Origin of the sequence: Sphingomonas sp., assembly GCF_965200105.1 — a bacterium.
In the GTDB taxonomy this organism is placed as follows: domain Bacteria; phylum Pseudomonadota; class Alphaproteobacteria; order Sphingomonadales; family Sphingomonadaceae; genus Solisphingomonas.
In genome coordinates this window covers 925,266-949,463 of record NZ_CBDATN010000002.1, presented here as the reverse complement: position 1 = coordinate 949,463, position 24,198 = coordinate 925,266, and the positions used below count along the sequence as shown (strand labels likewise).

The window sequence follows — 24,198 nt, the reverse complement described above, 5'->3', positions numbered from 1 at the left end:
ACGATTTCGGTTAAATTAACGGGTGTCAATCGGTGCAGGAAGTTGACCCCTATGGAGTGGGGCCCTGGCGGCGGACTGAACCGCCCTGGGTTTGTCGGAGGCTCCAACTCCTGAGAAGGTGGACCTGTATGGACAGACGACGAACAAGTTCGCGCCTGAGGTCCGCGAGCGCGCGGTGCGGATGGTGCTCGACCACGAGCGCGATCACCCGTTGCGGTGGGCAGCGGCGGCGTCAATCGCGGAGAAGATCGGCTGCGTGCCGCAGACGCTCCACGAGTGGCTGAAGAAGGCCGAGGTCGACAGCGGCAAGCGCGCTTTTCCGGCCTGGAGCGGACCATGGCGAGTTCCAGTCGGCGAGCGGCGAGGTGGACTGGCCGCAATTCGTCGCTGAACAGCCGGCTCTCGTAGCCGGCGAGCAGGTCCGAGCGAGATAGCGGGTAGCGGCTGACGGTGCCGGGCTCGTGCGTCTCGCCGCTGATTTCGGCAGTAAACGCGGCCTCGATAAGGCTCGGCGCTCCCGCCTCGTAGAGGCCGGCGAACATCGTGCGGCCATCCCACGTGCCGATGAACGCCGCCCACCAAGGCCGCGTGAAGGAGCTGCGTTTGGCGGCGTCTTGCGTGCTCTGATAGGCCTCGAAGAAGGCGCAGTCCGAGCGCCAGACATCGACGAGCGAGCGCTTCGCCACGACAGGGTTGTGGCGTAGCAAGCGCATCTGATTGGGCGGAACGCCAGTCTCGCGCAGCAGCATGTTGAACCGAAACGACATCGGCACCTCCACTTGAGGCACGATCCGTTCGCTCACCAGCTCCCTCGTCGCGCCTATGTCCTCTCGGAGCGACGGCCTGAGCCGGATGTTGGAAACTTGTCAGTCATAGGCGCATTCGTCTTTACCGTTGCTGGCTGGACATGCGCGCATGCCACTCGGCCCCAGCAGAAACTTTGACCGAGTTCACTGAAAGAGGTTTGGATGTCCGCCCCCTAACATCTCGAAGGAACGCCAGTCATGCTGCTTCGCTTGGGACGGAGGCGGGCGCCCGGTCCGTTGGAAGAGGATGTCGCGATGTCGAAAGACGCCACCTTGTACCGCATGGTGCTTGGCGATCACGTCTGTCCCTTCGGCGTGCGCGCCAAGGAGACGCTCGCGAAAGCCGGCTACGCACTTGACGAGCGTATTCTCCGCTCGCGTGACGAGGTCGACGCTTTCGAGGCGGAACAGGGCGTCGAGACAACGCCGCAGGTCTTCGTCGCCGGCAAGCGGATCGGCGGCAGTGACGACCTCGAATGCGACCTCGCTGGGTGAGGCTCTCGGCGTCTTATCTCGACAGGACGGTAAATAGAGCGCGCGAGATGGGCGACGCAGCTCTCGCCGTCGTCCTGTCCCCCGTCGTCGCCGGCATCGCGGCCTTCAACCGCCGTCGACTACCGCCGCGCGATGCGCCGCACCCGATGCTCACCGGCATCCACGAACCGATGACCGAGGAGTTGACGCTGCTCGATCTGGCGGTGGAGGGCGCAATCCCGCCAGCGCTCGATGGCCGCTACGTGCGGATCGGCCCCAATCCGGCGGCGCCCGATCCGCGCAGCTACCACTTCTTCACCGGCGACGGCATGCTCCACGGCATCCGCATCAAGGACGGCCGGGCGCTCTGGTACCGCAACCGCTGGATCCGATCCGACGAGGTGGCCGGGGCGAGGGGGCTGTCGCGCGCACCCGGCCCGCGCCACGTCTTTGATACCGTCAACACCAGCGTGCTCGATCATGCCGGCGGCGGCTGGGCGCTCGTCGAGGCGGGGAGCACGCCGGTGCGCTTCGACGAAGAACTCGACGGTCAACGCTACGACGATCTCGATGGCACGCTGCCCGGCTCGTTCACCGCGCACCCGCGTCGCGATCCAGCGACGGGCGAACTGCACGCGCTGTGCTATGAGGCGACCGATCCCAAGCGCGTGCGCTACAACGTCGTCGACAAGAGCGGCCGCATACGGCGCACGGTGACGATCCCGGTCGCGCACGGGCCGCTGATCCACGACTGCGCGATCACGCAGCGCTACGTCATCATCCTCGACCTGCCGCTGACGCTGTCGATGCGCGTCGTGCTGTCGGGCACCGGCTTCCCGTACCGCTGGAACGAGAAGCATCCCGCGCGCATTGGGCTGCTTCCGCGCGAGGGCGAGGTAGGCGACATTCGCTGGGTGAAGATTGAACCATGCTTCGTCTTCCACCACCTCAACGCCTATGATCTGCCGGACGGCCGCGTTGTGCTGGATGTGATCGCGTACGACCGCATGTTCGCCGCCGACAATGTCGGACCGGACGAGCGACCGCGCGGGCTCGAGCGATGGACGATCGATCCCAAGGCCGGGTTGATGGACCGGCGCACGCTCGATCCGGCTGCGCAGGAGCTGCCCGTGATCGACGAGCGGCGCCAAGGTCTTCCGTATCGATATGCCTACGCACTTGAGCTGCCGGAGCAGCAAACGGCACGGCTGGTCGGCGAAGCGTCGCTTCTCAAGCATGACCTTCGTGATTGCAAGACCCTGCACCACGCGTTCGGCACCGGCCGTGTTCCGGGAGAGTTCGTCTTTGTGCCGCGCGCAGCAGACGCGAAAGAAGGCGATGGCTGGCTGCTGGGCCTGGTCATAGAAGCGGATGGTCGCGGCACCGCGCTGGAAATCCTCGATGCACGCGACTTCGAGGCTCCGCCCATCGCGGTCGTGCGCCTTCCTCATCGGGTGCCGCCCGGCATCCACGGTGCATGGCTTCCGGCGCGGGCGAGCGACTGATCCGCTTAAACCCGGCCGATGCGCGGCTGCCGTACCGCGCTAAAAGCGCGGTGTTTGGACGACAGTCAATCTGGTGAAGCCGACCTGCGCGACTATCGCGGGCCTCGATCGTTCGCCGCCGATGCACGATCGTAGAAAGTCCGCCGGACTCGTCGGACGCGAGTTCGTCGCCTTCGTGGCGGCGCTCATGGCGGTGAACGCGTTGGGCGTCGACCTCATGCTGCCCGCGCTCGCCGATCTCGGCCGCGAGCTCGGCGTCGTGACCGCCAACCACCGCCAGTGGGTGATCACCGCCTACATGCTCGGCTTCGGCACCGGCCAGCTCGCCTACGGTCCGCTCGCCGATCGCTATGGCCGACGTCCGGTGCTGCTCGTCACGCTCCTGGGCTTCATCGTCGCCAGCGTGTTTGCCGCAAGCGCAGCCACCTTCCCGGCGCTGCTCGGCGCGCGCGGACTGCAGGGTCTGATGTCGGCTTCGACGCGGGTGCTGTCGGTAGCGATCGTGCGAGACCGCTACGAGGGGCGACGGATGGCGCGCATCATGTCGATCGCGCAGATGATCTTCTTCCTCGTGCCCATATTAGCGCCAACTCTCGGCGAGGCGCTGCTCGCGGTCGGACCGTGGCGCTTCGTCTTCTACGCGCTGGCGACGTTCGGCGCCGTCGTCTGTGCATGGGCATCGGTGCGCCTGCCGGAGACGCTGCCATCCGACTTCAGGGTGCCGCTGTCGGCGGTGGGCGCCTCGTTTCGGCTAACGCTCGGCAACCGCTACTCGTTCGGTTATGCGGTGGCGGCGTCACTCACCTTTGGCGGGATCATCGCCTTTGTCTCGACCGCGCAGCAGATCTTCGTCGACGAGTTCCATGCCGGCCGACACTTCGTGCTGCTGTTCGCGGCCTGCGCCTTCACGATGGGCTGCGCGTCGTTTATCAACAGTCGACTGGTCGAGCGCCTGGGGACGCGGACGATCTCGCAGGCCGCCCTCCTCGGCCTGATCGCGCTCCCGGCACTGCACATCGTCGTGATCGCGTCCGGCCGAGAAGCATTGCCGACGTACCTCCTTTTCCAGGCGCTGAGCATGGGGTGCATCGGTCTGTGCGGCGCGAACTTCGGGGCCATGGCGATGGAGCCTGTCGGCCGCATCGCGGGCACGGCGTCGTCAATCCAGGGCTTCATCACCAGCGTGGGCGCGGTGATCGTCGGCTCGGCGATCGGGCAATCCTACGATGGCACGACACTACCGCTGGCGATCGGCTACCTCTGCATCGGGCTGGCGACGCTCGTGGTGGTCTGCTGGATTGAACGCGGGCGCCTCTTCCGGGCGCACCGAGCGATCCCCGCTTGAGCGTGAGGCGGCAGGAGCTGTCGCCGCGTGAGCCGTGTGGCCCCACTGTGCTAAACCGTTCCGCGAGGGCCAGCGCGGTGGTGGCGCCGACATCGTCATTGTTCTCGACGACGAGGATCGACGCGCCTTCATGATCCGTCCGTGTCGAGGCGCGCGTCTCGGCGGGGCCCACCATGTTTTCGGGCGGATCGATGCGCGGCAGATAGAGGGTGAAAGTGGCGCCGCAGCCGGGTTCGCGCTATGAGCGTCCAACAATCCTTGATCGATGTTGGTCCGTCGAGCCGCTCGCGCCCGTCATGCGGCATCCTGCTTGGCAATGCGATCGATCGCGACGACGCGGCGGAGCAGTGGCTCCACCTCGGCGAGCCGCACCGCGTTGGGCCCGTCCGAGAGCGCGTGGTCGGGGTCCGGGTGGCATTCCATGAACAGCCCCGCCACGCCGACGGCGGCGGCGGCGCGCGCCAGCACGGGCACGAACTCGCGCTGCCCGCCCGAGCGATCGCCCTGGCCGCCAGGGAGTTGGACCGAGTGGGTGGCGTCGAAGACGACGGGGCAGCCGGTCTCGCGAAGGATCGCGAGGCTTCGCATATCGGACACGAGATTGTTGTAGCCGAACGAGGCGCCGCGCTCGCAGACGAGGAAGTTGTCGGTCTCCACGCCCGCCGCCGCGGCCGCCTCGCGCGCCTTGGCGACGACGTGGATCATGTCGCCGGGCGCCATGAACTGCGCCTTCTTGATGTTGACGGGTCGGCCGCACGCCGCCACCGTCGCGATGAAGTCGGTCTGGCGGGCGAGGAAGGCCGGCGTCTGGAGGATGTCCGCGACGTCGGCCACCGCGTCCACTTGGCTCGCGTCGTGAACGTCGGTGAGGATCGGAACGCCGATCTCGGCGCGAACCTTCGCGAGGATGCGCAGCCCTTCTTCCATCCCCGGCCCGCGAAAGGAGCGGCCGGAGCTGCGGTTCGCCTTGTCGAACGAGCTCTTATAGACGAGATCGACGCCGACGCGGCCGGCGATGGCGCGGAGCGCCGCAGCCGTCTTCAGCGCCATCGCCTCGCTCTCCACCACGCACGGCCCCGCGATCAGGAACAGCGGCGCGTCGCCGCCTACCTCACGATCGAACAGGCGCATCCTACCTCCCTCGCACCCGTCATCCGGCGCTGTCGGTGCGGGCCATAGCGCCGCGACGAACCGGTCGCATCTAGAAGTTCCGGACCCGGTATCCTAAGCTGATCGTTCCCGATGCGCGATGCGGACAAACCGCGCGGAGCGTCCAAGGAGGGTAGTAGCGTGGCGACTGGCAGGGGCGCGATTGGGCTCGGAGCGGCCGGCAGGGGCATGGTGGTGGCCGGCACCGCCGCCGCCCGCGCGGACGGCTCGTCGCCGGCCGAGTCGCGCGACGCCGTGGAGAGCGCGGTGCGTACCGTCGGCATGGAGCGCCAGGCAATCGAGGCGCTGGCCGACGCGATCGCCGGCCCCGATCTCGGCGCCGCCTTCGCGCGCGCGGTCAGGCTGATAGGCGGGCTCGCCGGCCGAGTGATCGTCACCGGCATGGGCAAGAGCGGGCTCGTTGGCCGTAAGATCGCGGCCACGCTCACTTCCACCGGCACGCCGTCGCTGTTCCTCCACCCCGGCGAGGCGAGCCATGGCGATCTCGGCATGATCACCCCCGACGATGGCGTGCTGGCGATCAGCTGGTCCGGCGAGACGACCGAGCTCTCCGACATCGTCGCCTATTGCCGCCGTTTCGGGGTGCCGCTGATCGTCGTCACCAGCCGTGCGAACAGCACCGCCGCGCGAGCCGCCGACGTCTGCCTGACGATGCCGCAGGTGGTGGAGGCCTGCCCCTACCAGCTCGCGCCCACCGCCTCGACGACGGTGCAGGTGGTGTTGGGCGACGCGCTGGCGATCGCGTTGCTGGAGCAGCGCGGCTTCTCGGCATCGGACTTCCACCTCTTCCACCCCGGCGGGCAGCTCGGCGCGCAGCTCACGACGGTCGAGCAGCTGATGGGGCGCGACGAGGAGGTTCCCGCCGTCGGGCATGCCGCCACGCTGATGGACGCGACGATCGAGATGAGCCGCAAGCGCTATGGATCGACCGCCGTCGTCGATCGCCACGGCAATCTGGTCGGCGCCTTCACCGACGGCGACCTGCGGCGCAGCTTCGCCAGCTCCAGCCTCGAAGACGGGGTCGCCGAGCATATGTCGAGCCAGCCATTGGCGGTGCCGCCGACGACGCTGATCTCCGATGCGCTACGTATCATGAACGACAACGCCGTCTCGGTGCTGTTCGTCTGCGCCGAGCGTCGGCTGGTGGGTGTCGTCCACCTCCACGATGTCCTGCGCGCCGGCATCGCCTGACCGCCGCCACTGCACTGGTACGAAGCGCGCGAGCCCGTGGACCTGATCGTCGTTCCCGCCCGCCACGGATCGACGCGGCTGCGGGGCAAGCCGCTCGTCGCGATCGCGGGCCGCACGCTGCTCGACAGGGTGACGCGCGTCGCGCGGGCAGCGGCGGCCCTGGCAGGCGACGCCGAGGTCGTCGTCGCTACCGACGACGAGCGGATCATGACGCACGCGCGGGAACTCGGCGTCGCGGCGATGATGACTTCGCCCGCGATCGCGTCGGGTAGCGGCCGCGCCTACGCCGCCGCGATCTCGCGCGATCCGCAACCCCGCATCGTCGTCAACCTGCAGGGCGACGCCCCGTTCGTGCCGCCGGCGATGGTGGCCGCGCTGCTCGCCGCGATGCGCCAGGGCGAGGCGGCGATGGCGACGCCGGTGGTGCGGCTCGACTGGCCCGCGCTCGACGCGCTGCGCGCGCAGAAAGCGATCGCTCCGTTCAGCGGAACGACATGCGTTCGTGGCGAGGACGGCAGCGCGCTATGGTTCTCCAAGACGATCATCCCCGCGATCCGCGACGAGCCGGCATTGCGCGCGGCCGGCGACCTCTCGCCGGTGTGGCAGCATGTCGGGCTTTATGCCTACCGGCTCGACGCGCTCGCGGCGTTCGAGGCGGCGCCGCCATCCACCTACGAGAGGCTGGAAGGCCTGGAGCAGCTGCGTTTCCTGGAACTCGGCATGGGCGTGATGACGGTCGCGGTCGAGCGGCCGCCGCACGCGATGGGCGGGATCGACGCGCCCGCCGATGTCGCGCGGGCGGAGGCGTCGATCGCGCGCCACGGCGACCCTTACGAGGCATGACCGCGCGGCTCTGGATCGTGCGCCACGGCAACACCTTTCAGGCGGGCGACCCTTCGCGCCGGATCGGCGCGCGCACCGATCTGCCGCTGACGGACGCCGGCCGCGCGCAGGCGGTGGCGCTGCATGATCGCTTCGCTGCCGACAGGGTCGAGTTCGGCGCGGTGCTTAGTGGGCCGCTGTCGCGCACGCGCGAGACGGCGCGGATCGTCGCCGGCACGGAGGCGGAGATCGCGCCGTGGCTGGTCGAGGTCGATCACGGCCCCGACGAGGACGCGAACGAGGCGGCGGTGACGGCGCGGATCGGGCGTGCGGCGCTCTCCGCGTGGGACGCGGGAGGCGTCGCCCCGCCTGGCTGGATCGTCGACACCGACGCGCGGCTGGCGGCCTGGCGCGACCTGTTCGCGCGGGCGCGGGGAGACGTCCTGCTCGTCACCAGCAACGGCGCCGCGCGGTTCGCGCTGCTCGCGCTCGACGAGCGGCCGGCTTCGCTCAAGCTGCGTACCGGGGCGTGGGGCCTGATCGAGATCGTGGCCGCCGTGCCGCGCCTCGTTGAGTGGGACGTGCGGCCTTGACGGGCATGCTTGCGCCCCGCGACCGTCGGCGCGAAAGGGCGCGGATGGCGAAGGCGCGCTACCTGCTGTTCCCCTGGTGGTTGGCCGAGGTGGGCACGAGCGCCAAGTCCTTCGCCGACAATCCGGTGATCGGATCGCCCGCGCTCAATCGGCTGGGCCTCCACGTAGGTCGCGCGAAATGGGCCGCGACGATCGCGGCATTGCGCCGGCGCCGGCTACGCCACCTGGTGAGCGCCGAGGACCGCGCCGCCTTCGCGCGCGACGGGTTCGTGCTGAAGCGCGACTTCCTGCCGGCCGAGCAGTTCGCGGCGCTGCGCGCGCAGGCGCTCGCCCACTCCGCTCCCGCGCGCGAGATGCGGCAGGGCGACACCGTCACGCGCAGGCTGGCGATCGACGACGCGGCACTGGCGACGATGCCGGCGCTGGCGGCGATGCTCGGCGGTGCGGTGTGGCGCGGGCTCACCCGCTACGTCTGGAGCTTCGACGCAGATCCCGACGTCTACATTCAGTCGATCCTGTCGCGCGTCCACGACGACGAGCCTGATCCGCAGACCGCGCTCCACGCCGATACCTTCCACTCCACCGTCAAGGCTTGGCTGTTCCTAACCGACGTCGCCGAGGACGAGGGGCCCTTCGTCTACGTGCCGGGCTCGCACCGCATGACGGCGCGGCGGCTTGCCTGGGAACGCCGGCGCAGCATCGCCGCCAGGGAGCTCGACATCCTTTCCTCGCGCGGCTCGCTGAGGATCGAAGAGGGCGAGCTTAGCCGCCTCGGCCTGCCGCATCCGCGCAGCTTCGTGGTACCGGCCAACACGCTGATCGTCGCCGATACCTCGGGTTTCCACGCGCGGGGGCCGTCCGTCCGTCCGTCGACGCGGATCGAGATCTGGGCGTTCGGGCGGCGCAACCCGTTCCTGCCGTGGACCGGGCTGGATCCGTTCGGCGTGCCCGGCATCGCCGAGCGGCGCGTGCGCTGGATGTGGGCGGTGCGCGACCGGCTGGCGGGCGCGGGGCTGATCGGCCAGCCGTGGCGCGACGTGGGCTTGAGGACGCCCGCCGAGCCCGTCTCCTGATCGTGCCGCCGCTGCTCCGCTCGCCGCCCTTTCCGGGCGTGGCGACGCACGTTGCGGCGGTGAGCGGGGCGGGGCGGAGCGCCGTCGACCCCGAGACCGCGTTCGCCGCGATCCATGCGGCGCGCGTCGGCGGCAGCTTCTGGGCCCCGCCCGCCGATCTGCCCGATCGCCCGATCATCGTTGCCGTCGCGCCACGCGAGGCCGTGGTGACGGCGGCGCTGGCGTCGCTGCGCGGCGAGGCGGGACGGGCACCGGTGCTGCTGGTGCCCGACGCGCCGTGGTCGCGGCGGCTGGCGCCGGCCGGCGTGACCATCGTGCGTGGCGACGTCGATCCCTGGTCGCTCCTCGCCACCGACGCCGTTGTCGCGGCCCTCGGCGGCGAGGAGATCGCGGCGCTCGCCGCGATCGCCGGCGTGCCGGTGCGCGGCGCCGCGCCCGACGCCGCCGCATGGCTCGCGGACGCCAGCTACCGAGACCCTTTCGCGCGCGCGCGGGCGGACATCGGGACGGCGGTCGCGATCCTCGCCGACTGGCGGCGGCAGATCGACGCCAACCGAGCCATCGCCGTGGCGAGCGGCATGGCCCGATGGAAGCGCGACGAGATCGCACGCTTCCTGTGGGCGCCACGACCGCGCCCGCTCCGCTTTCCACGCTCGCCCGCCCGCGCGGTCGCCGACGCGCGCGCATCCGGCGGCGGCATCGCGATCTGGCCATCGCGGGTGCGCGCCGAGCTGATCGACCAAGCGGATGCCGTCGGCGTGCCGCTCCACCGCGTCGAGGACGGCTTCATCCGCTCGGTCGGTCTCGGCAGCGCGCTCCACCCGCCGCAGTCGGTCGCGGTGGACACGCGCGGCATCCACTACGATCCCTCGCGGGCGTCCGATCTCGAGCATTTGCTCGAGACGGCGGACATGCCGCCCGAGCTCCTTGCGCGCGCGGAGACGCTCGTCGAGACCATCGTCGCGCGGGGGATCGGCAAATACGGCGCCGGCTCGCCCCAACCCGTCCCCGAGCGCGCGCGAGGCCGCCGGCTGATATTGGTTGCAGGGCAGGTGGAGGACGACATGTCGGTGCTGCTCGGCGGCGGCGGCATCGCGGGCAACCGCGACCTCCTCGCCCGCGCGCGCGCCATGGAGCCCGATGCCGAGATCTGGTTCCGTCCGCATCCCGACATCGATGCCGGTCACCGGCGCGGCGCGGTGCCCGATGCCGAGGTGCTAACGATCGCGGATCGCGTGGTGCGCGGCGGCGGCATGGCGGCGCTGCTGGACGCAGTCGACGGCGTCCACGTGCTGACCTCGCTCACCGGGTTCGAGGCGCTGTTGCGCGGCCGCGACGTTACCTGCCATGGCACCCCCTTCTTCGCCGGCTGGGGGCTGACGCGCGATGCGGGCCTGATCGCGGAGCGGCGCACGCGGCGACTGACGCTGCCCGAACTCGTCGCGGGGACTCTGATCCTCTACCCTCGTTACCTGGACCCCGACACCGGGCTGCCTTGCCCGCCCGAGGTGCTCGTGGCCCGGCTCGGGCGGCAGGCGCGGCCGCGCGCGACCTTGCTAACGCGCGCACGCGGCATCCAGGGCAGGCTCGCGCGGCTCGCGCGGCTGCGCTAGGCGGGAACGGAAGGGGAGAGACGTGGACCGCATCGGCACGATCATGGGTGTCGTCACCGTGCCCATGGCGCTGCTCACCGTCGCTAGCATCGTCGCCGGGTTGTGGCTCCTCGTCGCTGGACCGGCCTCCGTCGTCGTGCTGGGGATTTTCGCGTCGGCCGCCGGCCTTGCGATCGCTTGGCTGCTGGAGCAGCTGGTGGCGCTGCTCGACGACCTGGCGCTCGCGATCCAGGTTCGTCGCGGCGCCGCCGCCAAGCGAGGGGCGGCGCTGGTCTGCGGCATCGCGCCAATGCTGGTGGTGATCGCGTGGGAGTATGAGTGCCTCCACCTCCTTGTCCGTTTCGGCGTGCCCGCCACGATGTTCGCGACGTGGCTCTGGTCGTACGGCGTCGCGACCGGGCCGTGGACGCTCTTCGCGCAGCTCGTCGGCAGCGACAGGCGTACGCTGTGCGGCATCCGCGCCTATGCCGGCCATCTCGCCTACTGGCTGCTGTCGGCCGCCTCGCTGGCCGGGCTTCCCGACATGCTCTGCCTCACGCTGATGGCGCTGCCCGCCGCCCTGCCCGTGACGGTGGGCACGCTGCTCGCCGTCGCCGACCGGCAGGCGCTGCGTAACGTGCGGATCTGAGCGGATAACCTGGGTTGGTTGCGGCTCCGGTCCGGATCGCCTATCCCTCGATTGCGCGGGAAGGCGGATGGTGGCGCGGTCCGGCCCTCGCGCGTGAACAACGGGTGACGCCGATATCGTGAAGCAGCAGCCGCGCCTTCGTCGGACGTTCCTGTTCCTGCAGGGGCCGCACGGTTCCTTCTTTCCGCAGCTCGGCGCCGCTCTCCGGCAGGCGGGCCATCGCGTCCGCCGCATCAATTTGAACGGCGGCGATCGCGCGACCTGGCCGCAAGGTTTCGACTTTCGTGGGCGCCTGGCCAAGTGGCCGGGCTTCGTCGCGCGCTTCGTCGCCGAGCAGGGCGTGACGGACATGGTGCTGTTCGGCGACAGCCGGCCGCACCACGTCGAGGCGATCGCGATCGCGCGGCGTATGGACGTGCGCATTCACGTCTTCGAGGAAGGCTATATTCGGCCCGATTGGGTGACGCTGGAGCGCGACGGGGTGAACGGCCACTCGACGCTGCCGCGCGACCCCGCTTGGTATCTCGATCGCGCGCGCGGGCTGCCGCCGCTGGGTGAGCATCCGCCGGTGCCGTCCTACACCACGGCGCGCGGCTGGGCGGCGTTCTTCTATTATGCCGAGGTCGTGCTGCAGCACTGGCGCTTCCCGTTCCACGGCAGCCATCGCGACAGAAACCCGGTGTGGGAGGGGATCACCTTCCTACGCCGCTTCCGGATGCGTGACAGCGACGCGCGCGCTACCGCCGCCGATCTCGGCAGGATGGGACGGCGGCGCTACTTCCTGTTCCCGCTCCAGCTCACCTCGGACTATCAGATCCGCGTTCACTCGCGCTTCGGCTCGATGCACGGCGCGATCGGCGAGGTGCTGGAGAGCTTCGCGCGCGCGGCGCCCCTCGACGCCCATCTCGTCGTCAAGGAGCATCCGCTCGACGCCGGGCTGATCCGCTGGCGCGACGTCGTGGGCGCGACGGCGGACCGGCTCGGCATCCGCGATCGCGTCGCCTTCGTCGAACAAGGCGATCTCGTCGCGCTCGTCGAGAAGTCGGCGGGTATGGTGACGGTGAACAGCACGAGCGGCACGCTGTCGCTCGCCGCCGGCAAGCCGGTGAAGGTGCTCGGGCGCGCGGTGTACGACATCGACGGCATCACCGACAGGCGGCCGCTCGATCAGTTCTGGCGCGATCCGCGCGCGCCCGATCCGCAGCGCTACGACGCGTTCTGCCGGGTGCTGCAGCGACGTTGCCTGATCCACGGCGCGTTCCTCAGCAACGCCGGCATCGACCTTCTCGTCGATCAGGCTACGGCGCGGCTCACTGCCGACGACGACGCGCTCATCGCCGCCCCGGTCCGTCGCGCCTCGTGAACTCGGCGGCGGGCGGGCGCGCCGACGCGCCCGAGATCGTGCTGGACCTCTCGCGCCTGGTCTCGCGCGTGCGCCACCGCACGCCCACCGGCGTCGATCGCTGCGAGATGGCCTACGCCCGCGAACTCATCGCGCGCGTGCCCGAGCGGCTGTCGTTCGGCGTCATGCATCCGACGCGCCGCTACGGCCGGCTGTCCGGACCGGTGGCGCGCGCCTTCCTCAATGCGACGCAGGCGGCGTGGGACGGCGATCGCCCTGCGCCGGCCGAGGGCGGGTGGCCGGCGCTGGGCCGAACGCTGTGGGCGGTGAGGCCGCGTCCCGTGCCGCCCGCGCGGTCACGGCGCATCTTCCTTCAGAGTTCGCCGCATCATCTTCACCGCCGAGACGCCACCGCCGGCATCCTGCGGTCGGAAGGCGGCGCCCGCTTCGTCTGCCTGCTCCACGATCTCATCCCCCATCAGTTTCCGGAATATGCCCGTCCGGGCGGAGCGGCGCTCCACCGGCGCCGGATGAGGACGGTGGCGGCGCTCGCCGACGCAGCGATCGCCAACTCCGACGCGACCCGCGACGCCTTCATGCCGTGGCTGCGCGCAGCGGGGCGCGAGGCGCCGGTGGTGACCGCGCTGCTCGGACTGGACGCGCCGCGCGGTCCCTTGCCGCCGGCGACCCGGCCACGCCCTTATTTTCTATGCCTAGGCACGATCGAACCGCGCAAGAACCACCTGCTGCTGCTCCACCTTTGGCGCCGTCTTGCCGAGGAGATGGGGGAGGCGTGCCCGCTGCTGGTGATCGTCGGCCGGCGCGGCTGGGAGAATGAGCAGGTCGTGGACATGCTCGAACGCTGCCCCGCGATCACGCCTCACATCGAGGAGCGTGCGGGGCTGCCCGACCGCGAGGTGGCCGCGCTGATCGCGGGAGCACGCGCGCTCCTCCTGCCGAGCTTCGCCGAAGGCTACGGTCTGCCCGTGCCCGAGGCGCTCGTCGCCGGCACTCCGGTGATCGCCAGCGACCTGCCCGCGCTACGCCAGGCCGGAGGCGGGGTGCCCGACTATCTCGATCCGCTCGACGGGCTTGGCTGGATGGCGGCGATCCGCGACTACGCTCGGGCCAATTCGCCGCGCCGCGCGGCGCAACTCGGGCGGCTCGGCGGCTGGCGGGCGCCCGACTGGGGCGGGCATATCGAAACCGTGCTCGACGTGATAGGAGCGCTCGCATGACCGATACTCGCCTCATCCGCATGCGCGACGGAGACATGGACTCCGGCGATTGGGTGCGGGCGCTCAAGACGATGGGGCACGTCATCGGCGCGCTGATGATGCGCGAGCTCCACACCCGCTACGGCCGCGAGAATGTCGGCTACTTATGGTTGTTCCTGGAGCCGATGACGCTCGGCTCGGTGATTGGCCTGCTGCACATGCACGCCGGAGGTGGCGAGCTCGCGCCCGACATCACGCCGATCGCCTTCACCGTCGCGGGCTACTGCAATTTCATCATGTTCCGCGGCGTCGTGAACCGAGCGGAGGGCGCGCTGGAAGCCAATGCGCCGCTATTGTACCACCGCCAAGTCTCTGTGCTCGACATCGTCATGGCCAAGGCGTTGCTGGAGGCGGCGGGCACCTTCATGTCCTACACCTTCCTAATGTCGATCCTGATCCTGCTCGGCCAGGCTTCGCTGCCGGTTCGGCCGCTCTACATATTCGCCGGTATCGGCTACATCTTCTGGTTCTCGACGGCGCTGTCGATGCTGGTGATGGCGGGTGCCTACGAGATCCGCGCGCTGGAGCGGATGGTCCACGTCCTCACCTATTTCATGATCCCGCTGTCGGGCGCCTTCTTCATGATAAGCTGGATTCCGTCCTCGTTCCGCAAATGGCTGGTCTGGAACCCGTTTCCATCGATGTTCGAGATGATCCGATACGGCCAGTTCCGCAGTGCGTCCCCTGATTACATCTACTTTGAATACTGCACCGGCTGCTGCCTGGTGCTGACCTTCATCGGTCTTGTTGCCGTCAAGGGCGTGCGCAAGCGCGTCCACCTCCACTAGGCCCTCCAAGAGAGATGTCGCGATGAACATGTACGGGATCATGGCGCCCCATGCGGGCGAGGAGGAGCTGGTCCGCTCCACCCCCCGCGAGCGCCTGACCGAGTGGCTGCGCAGCAAGCGCATGTTCCTGCTGATCGTGGTGCTGCCGGCGCTGATCGTGGGCGGCTATCTCTACCTGATCTGCGCCGACCAGTATGAGTCCGAGTCGCACTTCCTGGTCCGCGCGCCGGGCCAGCAGCAGATGCAGGTGGGCGGCGTCGGCCAGCTTCTCGGCGCGGCGGCGGGCATCAGCACCTCGCAGAGCGAGGCGATGAGCGTCGCCGATTACCTGACGTCGCACGACGTGGTCGCCGAACTCGGTCGCCGCGTCGGGCTTAAGGCTCTGTTCCAACGGCCGGAGGCCGACGTCCTGTCGCGGCTGCACGGCGACCAGCCCACGCCCGAGCGGATGCTGAAATACTACCTCAACCACGTCACCGTCTACTACAACACCGAGACGGGCATCACCTCGCTTAAGGTGCATGCCTTCCGGCCGGACGACGCGCTGAGGATCAATCGCGCGCTGCTCGATCTCGGCGAGGAGCGCGTCAACCAGATGAACCTGCGCTCCTACGACGATTCGCTTAAGATGGCGCGGTCGCAACTCGCCGATGCAGAGGCGGCGGTGGCCCAGGTGCAGTCGCGCATCACCGGCTACCGCCAGGATCGCCGCGACATCGATCCGCAGAGCACCGGCGAGGCGCAGATCCGCATGGTCTCGACGCTCCAGACGCAGCTCGCTGCGGCGCGCTCGCAATTGGCCGCCATGGGATCGCTCATCAACCGATCGAGCCCGCAATATGTGGCGCTTGCCGCACGCGTGCGTTCGCTGGAGGCCGAGGTCGGCGCGCAGTCGGGCAAGATGACCAACGGTGGCAGCAACATCGCCTCGACGCTCGGCGGGTACGAAAACCTCCGCGTGCGGCAGGACTTCGTGGGCAAGCGCTACGACGCCGCCGCCGCCAATCTGGAGAAGGCGCGGGAGGAAGCGCAGCGCCAGCAACTCTACGTGGTGCGCGTCGTCGATCCGAACCTGCCGGTGAAGTCCACCTATCCGCAGCGGGCGCGGATCATGGCGACGATGGTGCTGGGCCTGCTGCTCGCCTACGCGATTGGGTGGCTGATCGTGGCCGGCGTGCGCGAGCACGCCGCCTGATCGGGGATCGAGACCATTGCCCGCTTGAAACGGCGCAACGCTCCTGCGGATGACGCGTCAGCGTATGGAGGTGCTTTCCCTCGACATCGTCACGGGCGCTGTCGCCCACACGATCCAGATCGGCGCGACCACCTTCTACGTGGTCGAGCCGATCGCGGTGGTGCGCATCGAACAGCGCTTGGCCAGTCCGCCGTTGGACCGGACTCAGGTGTTGGGAGTGAATGGCTTGCCGCGCCCGGCTCGACCCCTTGCTGCGCCTTCGGAGCTAGTGACTTGTTCCTGTGATCTACGAACTTGCCCGTGCTTTCCCGGTGCGATCGCGTGCCACGCGAACGCGTCGGCGCTTCCACCACAAGTAGGCGCCAGAGACGCACATCTCTGTGGTCACAAGGCCGAGCAGAACATCGATTGCGATCCCGAGCGGCCCGGCGACCTGACCCGTGTGCACCGGATAGAGAGCGCGAGACAATTTGCGTCCCGCGCTGTCCGTATAAGGATCGTCGAAATAGACGATCCGGCCATTATTGCCGTCGACGTATAGCGACTGTGGCCCAAGCGCGCGGTAGTTCTCGATCCCGCCATCGGTGAACCACACGCGGTATGTCCCATATTCGGGATCATAGCCGACCTTGGCGGCACGCCAGTGGAGCTTCAGGCGGTGAGCCTCCGCCTCGGCCGCGGTCACCGCACCGCTCGGCTCCAGTCGCGGGACTGCACGAGAGGGCGGCGGCGGCCGATCGAACAGCGAGGATCTTGGCGGCGAAATCGCCTGCACCGCGGGAGTGAAAACCTCGTCGAAGAAGTTCATTGCCACCGAAGTAAACGCGATGGCGGTGACGCCGATCAGTGCCCAGAGCCCGCTGGCGCGATGCAGGCTGTGCATGAGGCGAGGCAGCGGATCACGCCAGCGGAACAGCCAAGCCTTCTTCCACAATCGCCAGAACGCGCCCTGCAACGGGAAGGTGAGGTAGACACCGACCAGGTTGCCGATCAGCCAGCCCAACGCCGCCAGCCCCATGAGCCAGCGCCCCGCCGTTCCGGCGAGAAGAGTGTAGTGCAGTCGGTAGATGCCCAGCATGAGGTGGCGGCGATCCCAACCCGGTCCGCTCTGTCGTGTGCCGGCCGGGTGGCCGTCGTTGCGGTCGATGAACAGCTCGTCATAACTCAGTGGTGGCGTTCCCGGACGGGCCGCAACGGTGGTCATCAGCGTTCGTCCTGACGGCACGGTGAGCGGAAAGGAGAGGATCTGGATAGACGGGTGCTTGTTTTGGAAAGCGGTCACCGCGGCTTGCGCATCGATCCGGGCAGGCTCTTCCGTGCGAAGCAAGTCTGGGTTCAGCAAAGCGTCCAGCGGTTTGTCGAAAGACAGGATCACGCCAGTTACTGATGCCAAGCTCAGGAAGAGGAGCGTCGCCAGCCCAAGGTAGCGGTGGACGCTCAGCCAAAACTGCCAATTCTTCTGTCGCTTGTTCGGCATAGCTTCCGGTACTGCTCGCATAACGGCGTCGTGCGGTCATCACATACGTGGATGCTCGCCAGAGTGTCGACTGTGGCGAACGCAGGTGCGTGCGCCAGCAGCGACGAGGCCAGAGTCTGTCTCGATCAGGCAACCGGATCGTACCCGTTGACGACGATCCGTGTTGGAGTAGCTTGATCGTGTCAGCAGCTCTGCGAGGTTGAAGGCGGTGGTGAAGCGCAGTGCGGATTTTCCGATGACGGTTCGACCTGTGGTGGCCTTCGAGGACAATTATCCGGCGGGATTTGTCGACCCGATGCACAGTCACGATCGGTCACAGCTCTGTTACGCGGCTTCAGGAGTGATGTCGTTCACCACTAACGCCGCAAGTTTCATCTTGCCGCCAAAGCGGGCGATCTGGATATCCGCCGGTGTCCAGCATCAGCTATCCTGTCGCGGCCCGGTCGTGTTCCAGACGCTGTACATCGATCCCGCCTACGATAGCGAGACACATGACTGCCGCGTGCTCGAAGTTTCAACGCTGATCCAGGCGTTGATCGAGGAAGTCACCAGGTTCAGGCGCGAGTATGACGTCGACGCGCGCGAAGGGCGGATCGTTTCCATGCTGCTCGACGAGTTGAAGTTGATGCCGAGCAGCCCCGTTCGTGCCGCGATGCCTGGCGATCCGCGCTTGCGCCGCGTCTGCGAGGCGATCTTGGCCGACATGGCTGACCAGCGGGACATCAACGATTGGGCACGAGTTGCGGGCATGGGGCGGCGCACCTTCACTCGCCTGTTCCGGCAGCATACGGGCATGGGGCTCGCGACCTGGCGTCAGCAGGTGCGGGTGATGGAGGCGATGTCGTTGCTTGCCGCCGGCCGACAGATCAACAGCGTCGCCTACGATGTCGGCTACGAGAGCCCGAGCGCGTTCACCGCCATGTTCCATCGCACCTTCGGCGCGCCGCCCAGTGCCTACATGCGGCGCTGAGCGGGCTTGCTCGATCCGGCGCTCAGGGTCGGAGATCTCGTCGAAGCGCGTGACGACGAAGCGACTTATGGCTAGCCGTGAGGGGCCCGTCACCGAACGGCCGGCGGCCCCTTGAGATAATCCGCCGCGGTAGTCGGGCCGATGGCGCTGGTGTCGCTGTGCTCGGCGATGAACCTGCGTATTGCCATGAAGAAGTCGGCTCCTTCGGGAAGCCCCAGCTTCTTCCAGGCGGCATCCAACGCCGCCTGCTTGTTCTTCGGCGTTTCGGCCGGCTGGATCAGCACGAAGTCCCAATCGGCGCCATCGCTGTGCACGTAGAGTTCGCGCGGGGGCAGGCCCGCCATGCGGTTGGCGTCGTCGCATCGCGCGATCAGCCGCAGGAAGGCGTCCTGCTGCCCGGGTGCGATGCGATAGATCTCGACCATGCTCCGCCGACCCGCCGCCTCGTCTGGCGCGGCTTGGACAGCGACGGGCAGGGCGAGGGATAGCAACAGGCCGATAATGCGCAGCTTCATGACGATCTCCTGTCTACGGTCAAGGCTTGAGCGTGTGCGATCCCCGGCGTGCCCCCCTTCGGTTCGCGCCGACGTCGAGCCAGCCGCGAGCCGCACGGGACCGATGGCGGCGTTCGGCAGCACGCGATCCTGCGACGACAGCTTGCGACATCCCTCGGGCGAGCCCCGTTGTCATCGATAAGCCGGGGGCAGCGGATCGTTCGCCCTCTGCGGAGCGTAGCGGTCGCGCAAAGCGGTCATCCGCGTCGCCATCGACGCCGGCTTGCCGTCGATGAGGACCATGATGGGCGCGCTCGCCGGTTCGAGCGGGTCGCCGTCCCAGATCACGAGGTCCGCGTCCGCGCCGGGCGCCAGCGTTCCCGCCCTCTGCACGCCCCAGATCGCGGCGGGCGTGGCGGTGATCGCGCGCAACGCGTCGAAGTAAGGCAATCCGTTGGCCACCGCGATGCCGGCGCCGTCGCGCATCGCGAGGCCTGCGTCGTAGCTTAGGTACACGGAGTTTCCGGATACGCTGAACGCGATCGTCACGCCGGCCTTGGCCAGTATCGCCGCATTGTCGAGCCGGGCGCCGATCCAGTCGAAGTTCTGCGGAAGGTTCACTTCCGGATCGAGGATCACCGGGATGTGCGCGGCGGCCAGCGCGTGCGCTTGCCTCCATGCCTCGGCGCCGCCGACGATCACGACGTGGACGTGCATGTCGGACGACAGGGCGATCGCTTCCCTTATGTCGGACTCACGGTCCACGACGAGGGCGAGCGGCATCGTGCCCCTCATGACGGGCTGCAGCGCCTCGATGTCCGGACGGTCGAGAAGCTGGTCGCGAGGACCGCGGAGCGGCGGCGACGCGCCGAATGCGCGAGCCTCGGCCAGCGCGTTGCGCAGCAGCACCCACTGCGCCGCCCGCGAGCCTCCCGCCTTGGCCTGCGTCCCGTTCCCGATCGCCGCAAACATCGCCGCGCGCGGTCGCTCCAGCAACGGCCCGTGCTCGCGCAACCGGACGAGGGCTCCGGCCCCCGCGAACGGCTGGGTGGCCGACGCTCCCGGAAAGCTCATGGCCTGCGTGACGCCATCGGCGCGCGCGACGGGAACGAGCGTGCTGTTCGAACTGAGCGCGAAGCTCACATCGAAGGCGGCGCCCAGAGGTCCGTTCGCTACCGTCCTGTCGTCGGTGTCGCGCGCGCCCGCGATCTCGACGAGGCCGATCTGCGTCGCGGGATCGAACAAGCCGGGCGTCACGATGTGGCCATGCGCGTCGATCACCCGCACGCCGGGCGGCGCTGCCGCTGCGCTGCCGACGGAGACGATCCTGCCGTCGGTGACGACGATGGTGGCATCGCGGACAGGTTGCGGCGCGGTCATCGTGAAGGCGCTTGCATGTACGATGGCGATCGTCTCGGCGGCGACGGGCGCGGGGGCGGCGAGCAGCATCGCGATCGCCAGCGTGCGGATCACGGCCGCGCCTCCGGCATGCGGCCGAGTTCGATGTCCGTGCGCGGCTGGCGGTTCGGGTCCGCGCGATCGAACGCCACCGCTCCGTCCACGAAGACGACGTCCGGCTTCGCGTACACGCTGAACGGGTTCGCAGACCAGATCACCGCGTCCGCGTTCTTGCCGATCGCCAGCGATCCTATCCGGTCTTGGAGCCCGAGCGCCTTCGCCGGGTTGAGCGTCAGCCACTGGATTACGTGTTCGGGCGGCAGGCTGAGCCCGGCGCGGCGTCCGGCGGCGGCGGCCTTGCCCGCCTCGACGTTCAGCCATTGTCCCAGGAACGGAGAGTCGGAGTGCATCATCACGCAACCGCCCGCCGCGTCGATGAATGCGCCGTTCTCACGGATGCCGTCGGACGCCTCCATCTTGTATCCCCACCAGTCCGACCAAACGACGGCGCAGATATGATTGGCGGCGAAGAGCGGCGCGATCTTGTAACCCTCGACCGCGTGGTGAAAGGCGGCGATGCGAAACCCGATCTCCTTGGAGAGATCAATCATCACCGCCATTTCGTCGGCGCGGTAGCAGTGCATGTGGACCGCGATCTTGCCTTGCAGGACCGCTGACAAAGTATCGAGCCGCGGGTCGTCGCGCGGCGGCTCATCGTCCTCGCCGTCGACATATTCCTGCCACTCGTGCATATAGTGGTGAGCTTGGCCGAACGCCGAGCGGATGAACTCCACCTCGCCTTCACGGCTGGTCGGGCCGCGCGCCCGCTCCGCGTCGGTGCTCTTCGGGTTCTCGCCGCAGGCCATCTTCATGCCCTGCGGCGCGCCGGGAAACTTCATCCCCTGCATGGTCGTCGCCGGGATGGGCTTCAGCACCACCGAACGGCCGCCGAAGATCGGGTCGGAGCCCGGCAGCACCTGCAATGTCGTGACGCCGCGCGAGAGAGCGCGCGCGAAGGCGATGTCCTGCGGGTTGATCGCCGTCTCGATCCAAGTTCCGGCGGCGTTCGGATCGCCGAGTTCGCTGACATCCGACGATCGCTCGTCGATCGTGGTGAGCGGCAGTACGTAGGTGCCGTCGTGGGTATGGACGTCGATGATCCCGGGGGTAACCCACCGTCCGGCCGCATCGATCACCCGTGCGCCGTCGCGGCGCAGCCCGCGACCGACGCCCCCGATGGTACCGTCGTGCATCAGGAGTTCGCCATCCTCGATGCGATGCCCTTCGCCGTCGAGGATGTTCGCGTGGACGATCAGCGTGTCTTCGCGCGGCAGCGGCTTGTACGTGCTGGGAAAGATATCGCGCGTGTAGGGTGGTGTGATGCCGGCCCGGGCCCGGCGGGCTCGATGACCGCCGTGCTCGTGGTCGTGCCTCTCGAAGCGACCATGAGTATCAGGCCTCCCATCCCGATCTTCCGAAGGGGATAGGCCCCGATCCTGCCCGATCGCCGTCGCGGCAGGCAGGAGCGATACCGACGCGAGCAGGATCGCGGCGCCGACCGGGCGAGCGATCCGCGCGCGCCAGCCGCCCACGAGGTCAAAAGCGCTTGGTGACGGTGCCGAGCACCTGCCTCGCCGCGCCGTAATCGCAGCTGAAGAACCCCGCGCAACGCGACACGTAGCGTTTGTCGAGCAGGTTCGACGCGTTCACGGCAAGGCGCCAGCCCGGCAGGTCGTAGTGGAGGATCGCGTCCATCAACGTCGCGCTCTGGCCGTATATCACCGGCGTGCCGAAGGCGCCGGGCAGCGCGCCGGTGCTCCTGCTCGTGTAGCGTACGCCCGCGGCGCCGCCGAACCCTGCCAGCAGGCCCTTGCGGAACGTGTAGTCGACGAGAGCGGACGCCTTGTGCTTAGGCGTCACCGGCAACGGATAACCGACGTCGGCAGGCTCGGCGAGCGCGCTCTTCACCTCGCTATGATTGTAGCTGTAGGCGGCGTTGATCGAGAGCTGCTCGCGGATGCGCGCGACCACCTCTAGCTCGGCACCGTAGACCTCCACCTCGCCGCCCTGCGTCGTCGCGCCGGCGGGGTTCTGGTTCACCTGAGTAGAGACGAAGTTCTTCTGCCGGATGTCGAAGCCCGCGAGCGTCGCGAAGATCTTGATGTCGCTCGGCAGTCCGCGCCCGTCATATTTCAGACCGCCCTCGATCTGGCGGACCGTGGTAGGCTTGAGCGGACCGCCGGTCGTCGCGTTGGTGCCGAGCACCGGCTCGAACGACGTCGCGTAGCCGACATAGGGCGCGAGGCCCGACGGCGTGACGTAGCTGAGGCCCGCCCGATAGGTGAACTTATGCTCGTGCTGGCTGTCGTAGACCGGAGGTGTGGTGATGAGGTTACCAGGATCGCCAAAGTCGAACGTACGTGCCGACCGCGCGCGAACCCAGTCGTAGCGGCCGCTCAGCAGCAGGAAGAGGCGGTTGTCGAAACCGATCTGGTCCTGCCCGTAGACACCCGTTTGCTTGAGCTTCTGCTGGTTGTAGCGGGTTGGGTAGCCGATCGACGCCGGCACCGCGGGGTCGTAGACCGGATCGAAGGCGTCGAGCGTGCCCGCAAAAAGGAAATTGTCGGAGGCGACGTTACGAACGTTGCGATAATCGACGCCGACCAGCAGCTTGTGCGTGAGCGGTCCGGTCGTGACCTTGGCACTCAGCCGGTTGTCGGTGGTGAAGCTGTTGACCAGCTCCTGGTACGAGAAGTTGTACTGCTGGAGCGTGCGGAAATTAGCCGGATCGCCTGGATCCGCCTTGTTGACCGTCACGAAGCCGCCGCCGCTGTAGAGCCCGATCGGCGTGAACTCGTGATAGTGGCTCCACTTGGTGTTCGAGACGAACTTCAGCGCATCCGAGAAGCCGTGATCGAACTCGTAGCCCGCAGCATATTGTCGCCGGGTGTATAGATCCTCCGGATGATCGAGGTTGGTCGAGCGGCTGATGCGTCCGTTGGGATTGGGCAACAGCGTGCCCACTTCGGGCAGGAAGCCGCCGGCGCCGCCGCGGTCCTTGTCATACTGATAGTAGAAGAGCCCGGTAAGGCTCGTGCGCGGCCCGAGCTTGAGGGTGGCGCTGGGCGCCAGCAGCACGCGCTTGTCGTCGGTGTGACGGACGTCGAGCTCGCGATCGCGATAGAGAGCCGTCATCCGCACGTCCAGGAAGGACGTCGCCGGCCCCGTGATCGTCGTCGCGAACTCCTTGTAGTCGTCGGTGCCGTAGGTGGCCCTTGCCTCTCCCGCCGTGGTCGAGCTCGGGCGGCGGCTGACCTCGTTGAGGATGCCTCCCGGCGGCGCCGCGCCGTAGAGCACCGACGCTGGCCCTTTCAGCACCTCCAGCGACTGGAAAGCGTAGATATCGACGCCGGTGGTGGCGATCGTCGTGGTTGCGGGCACCACCAGACCGTCGATATACTGGCGCGGGGTGAAGCCGCGGATCGTGACGAAGTCGAACCGGGGATCGTTGCCGTAGCCCTCTCCCGTGACGCCGGCCAGGTAGCGCACCGCCTGCTGGGCGTCGACGAAGCGCAGGAGATCGATTTGGTCGCGGGTCACCACGGAAATCGACTGCGGCGTCTGGACGAGTGGTATGTCGGTCTTCGTCGCGGTCTGCGCGCCCTCGGGCACGAAGTGTTGCGCGGTGACGACGATGTCGCCATTCTGATCCTTGCGCGTCTTGATTGACTCGCCGCTCCCTTGATCAGTGGGCGTCGCAGTCTGATCCTGCGCAAGGAGAGCCGTCGACTGCACAGCGCAAAAAGCAGCGCCGGACAGGATCAGACCGCGTGCGCGACGAAGTCGAAACATAGCAGTTCCCCTTTTGCCTGAATTTGTCTCAGGCATTCTTGTCCTGTCGCGGATACTAACATCGCCGTCGGTACATGTCATCTAGGATGGGCCGCATTTCGTTGCTGATGGGCCGAGTGCGCGTGAGCTGATGAGCTCATTGCCACAATGCCTGCATGAGCGGTTACGGCTTCGAGCGGCCGGTC

The 24,198-nt window shown here is 68.2% G+C and carries 20 protein-coding genes and 1 pseudogene; 15 read left to right on the top strand and 6 right to left on the bottom strand.

Features of this window, described 5'->3' with window-relative positions; translation table 11 throughout:
• Positions 1-181: 181 nt before the first annotated feature.
• From ACOFKX_RS05905 to ACOFKX_RS05890, 4 genes and pseudogenes are all read left to right on the top strand, one after another.
• A pseudogene (locus tag ACOFKX_RS05905) lies at positions 182-316 on the top strand (IS3 family transposase); the annotation flags it as partial.
• Positions 317-1,061: 745 nt separating this feature from the next.
• Positions 1,062-1,301 (top strand): glutaredoxin domain-containing protein, encoded by a 240-nt coding sequence (locus tag ACOFKX_RS05900; protein WP_419826132.1) that lies wholly within the window; start codon positions 1,062-1,064, stop codon positions 1,299-1,301.
• 47 nt (positions 1,302-1,348) lie between these two features.
• Positions 1,349-2,785, top strand: coding sequence for a carotenoid oxygenase family protein (locus ACOFKX_RS05895; protein ID WP_419826131.1), 1,437 nt, complete (start codon positions 1,349-1,351; stop codon positions 2,783-2,785).
• A gap of 121 nt (positions 2,786-2,906) precedes the next feature.
• Positions 2,907-4,130: a multidrug effflux MFS transporter gene (locus ACOFKX_RS05890; protein ID WP_419826130.1), complete on the top strand. Its 1,224-nt coding sequence runs from the start codon at positions 2,907-2,909 to the stop codon at positions 4,128-4,130.
• A 294-nt stretch (positions 4,131-4,424) separates the two neighbouring features.
• Here ACOFKX_RS05890 and kdsA read toward each other — a convergent pair whose 3' ends face one another.
• Complete coding sequence (kdsA, locus tag ACOFKX_RS05885; protein WP_419826129.1) at positions 4,425-5,261, bottom strand: 3-deoxy-8-phosphooctulonate synthase; 837 nt, start codon at positions 5,259-5,261, stop codon at positions 4,425-4,427.
• 300 nt (positions 5,262-5,561) lie between these two features.
• Here kdsA and ACOFKX_RS05880 point away from each other — a divergent pair, with 300 nt between their 5' ends.
• The 10 genes from ACOFKX_RS05880 to ACOFKX_RS05835 all read left to right on the top strand — a co-directional run bounded on the left by ACOFKX_RS05880 (position 5,562) and on the right by ACOFKX_RS05835 (position 15,822).
• On the top strand, positions 5,562-6,491 hold the full coding sequence (locus ACOFKX_RS05880) for a KpsF/GutQ family sugar-phosphate isomerase (protein WP_419827357.1): 930 nt from the start codon (positions 5,562-5,564) through the stop codon (positions 6,489-6,491).
• Between the two features lie 42 nt (positions 6,492-6,533).
• Complete coding sequence (gene kdsB, locus ACOFKX_RS05875) at positions 6,534-7,334, top strand: 3-deoxy-manno-octulosonate cytidylyltransferase (RefSeq protein WP_419827356.1); 801 nt, start codon at positions 6,534-6,536, stop codon at positions 7,332-7,334.
• Positions 7,331-7,906 carry a histidine phosphatase family protein gene (locus ACOFKX_RS05870; RefSeq protein WP_419826128.1) on the top strand — a complete coding sequence of 192 codons (576 nt, stop codon included), beginning with the start codon at positions 7,331-7,333 and terminating at the stop codon, positions 7,904-7,906. The genes kdsB and ACOFKX_RS05870 overlap by 4 nt, the downstream gene beginning before the upstream one ends.
• A gap of 44 nt (positions 7,907-7,950) precedes the next feature.
• Entirely contained in the window at positions 7,951-8,979 is a 1,029-nt protein-coding gene (locus tag ACOFKX_RS05865) for a phytanoyl-CoA dioxygenase family protein (protein WP_419826127.1), read from the top strand.
• Positions 8,934-10,592, top strand: a complete 1,659-nt coding sequence (locus ACOFKX_RS05860; RefSeq protein WP_419826126.1) for a beta-3-deoxy-D-manno-oct-2-ulosonic acid transferase — start codon at positions 8,934-8,936, stop codon at positions 10,590-10,592. The genes ACOFKX_RS05865 and ACOFKX_RS05860 overlap by 46 nt, the downstream gene beginning before the upstream one ends.
• Before the next feature lie 22 nt (positions 10,593-10,614).
• Positions 10,615-11,220, top strand: a complete 606-nt coding sequence (locus ACOFKX_RS05855; RefSeq protein ID WP_419826125.1) for a hypothetical protein — start codon at positions 10,615-10,617, stop codon at positions 11,218-11,220.
• A 118-nt stretch (positions 11,221-11,338) separates the two neighbouring features.
• Positions 11,339-12,583 carry a capsule biosynthesis protein gene (locus ACOFKX_RS05850; protein ID WP_419826124.1) on the top strand — a complete coding sequence of 415 codons (1,245 nt, stop codon included), beginning with the start codon at positions 11,339-11,341 and terminating at the stop codon, positions 12,581-12,583.
• The gene (locus ACOFKX_RS05845; RefSeq protein WP_419826123.1) at positions 12,580-13,800 is read left to right on the top strand and encodes a glycosyltransferase family 4 protein; all 1,221 of its coding nucleotides are present in this window, start codon (positions 12,580-12,582) and stop codon (positions 13,798-13,800) included. The genes ACOFKX_RS05850 and ACOFKX_RS05845 overlap by 4 nt, the downstream gene beginning before the upstream one ends.
• Positions 13,797-14,627 carry an ABC transporter permease gene (locus ACOFKX_RS05840; RefSeq protein WP_419826122.1) on the top strand — a complete coding sequence of 277 codons (831 nt, stop codon included), beginning with the start codon at positions 13,797-13,799 and terminating at the stop codon, positions 14,625-14,627. Before ACOFKX_RS05845 ends, ACOFKX_RS05840 begins: the two co-directional genes overlap by 4 nt.
• A 22-nt stretch (positions 14,628-14,649) precedes the next feature.
• Positions 14,650-15,822, top strand: a complete 1,173-nt coding sequence (locus ACOFKX_RS05835) for a lipopolysaccharide biosynthesis protein (protein WP_419826121.1) — start codon at positions 14,650-14,652, stop codon at positions 15,820-15,822.
• Positions 15,823-16,108: 286 nt separating this feature from the next.
• On the opposite strand, the gene ACOFKX_RS05830 is transcribed toward ACOFKX_RS05835, so the two are convergent.
• Entirely contained in the window at positions 16,109-17,299 is a 1,191-nt protein-coding gene (locus ACOFKX_RS05830) for a PepSY-associated TM helix domain-containing protein (protein ID WP_419826120.1), read from the bottom strand.
• A gap of 208 nt (positions 17,300-17,507) precedes the next feature.
• Between ACOFKX_RS05830 and ACOFKX_RS05825 the strand changes: the two genes are divergently transcribed.
• Positions 17,508-18,269 (top strand): helix-turn-helix domain-containing protein, encoded by a 762-nt coding sequence (locus ACOFKX_RS05825; RefSeq protein WP_419827355.1) that lies wholly within the window; start codon positions 17,508-17,510, stop codon positions 18,267-18,269.
• Positions 18,270-18,358: 89 nt separating this feature from the next.
• Here ACOFKX_RS05825 and ACOFKX_RS05820 read toward each other — a convergent pair whose 3' ends face one another.
• From ACOFKX_RS05820 to ACOFKX_RS05805, 4 genes are read right to left on the bottom strand one after another with little or no spacing between them, the layout of a single operon-like run.
• Complete coding sequence (locus ACOFKX_RS05820) at positions 18,359-18,907, bottom strand: hypothetical protein (protein WP_419826119.1); 549 nt, start codon at positions 18,905-18,907, stop codon at positions 18,359-18,361.
• A 48-nt stretch (positions 18,908-18,955) separates the two neighbouring features.
• Entirely contained in the window at positions 18,956-20,236 is a 1,281-nt protein-coding gene (locus ACOFKX_RS05815) for an amidohydrolase family protein (protein WP_419826118.1), read from the bottom strand.
• Positions 20,233-21,753: an amidohydrolase family protein gene (locus ACOFKX_RS05810; RefSeq protein WP_419826117.1), complete on the bottom strand. Its 1,521-nt coding sequence runs from the start codon at positions 21,751-21,753 to the stop codon at positions 20,233-20,235. Before ACOFKX_RS05810 ends, ACOFKX_RS05815 begins: the two co-directional genes overlap by 4 nt.
• Before the next feature lie 4 nt (positions 21,754-21,757).
• Positions 21,758-24,013 (bottom strand): TonB-dependent siderophore receptor, encoded by a 2,256-nt coding sequence (locus ACOFKX_RS05805; protein ID WP_419826116.1) that lies wholly within the window; start codon positions 24,011-24,013, stop codon positions 21,758-21,760.
• Positions 24,014-24,198: the final 185 nt, after the last annotated feature.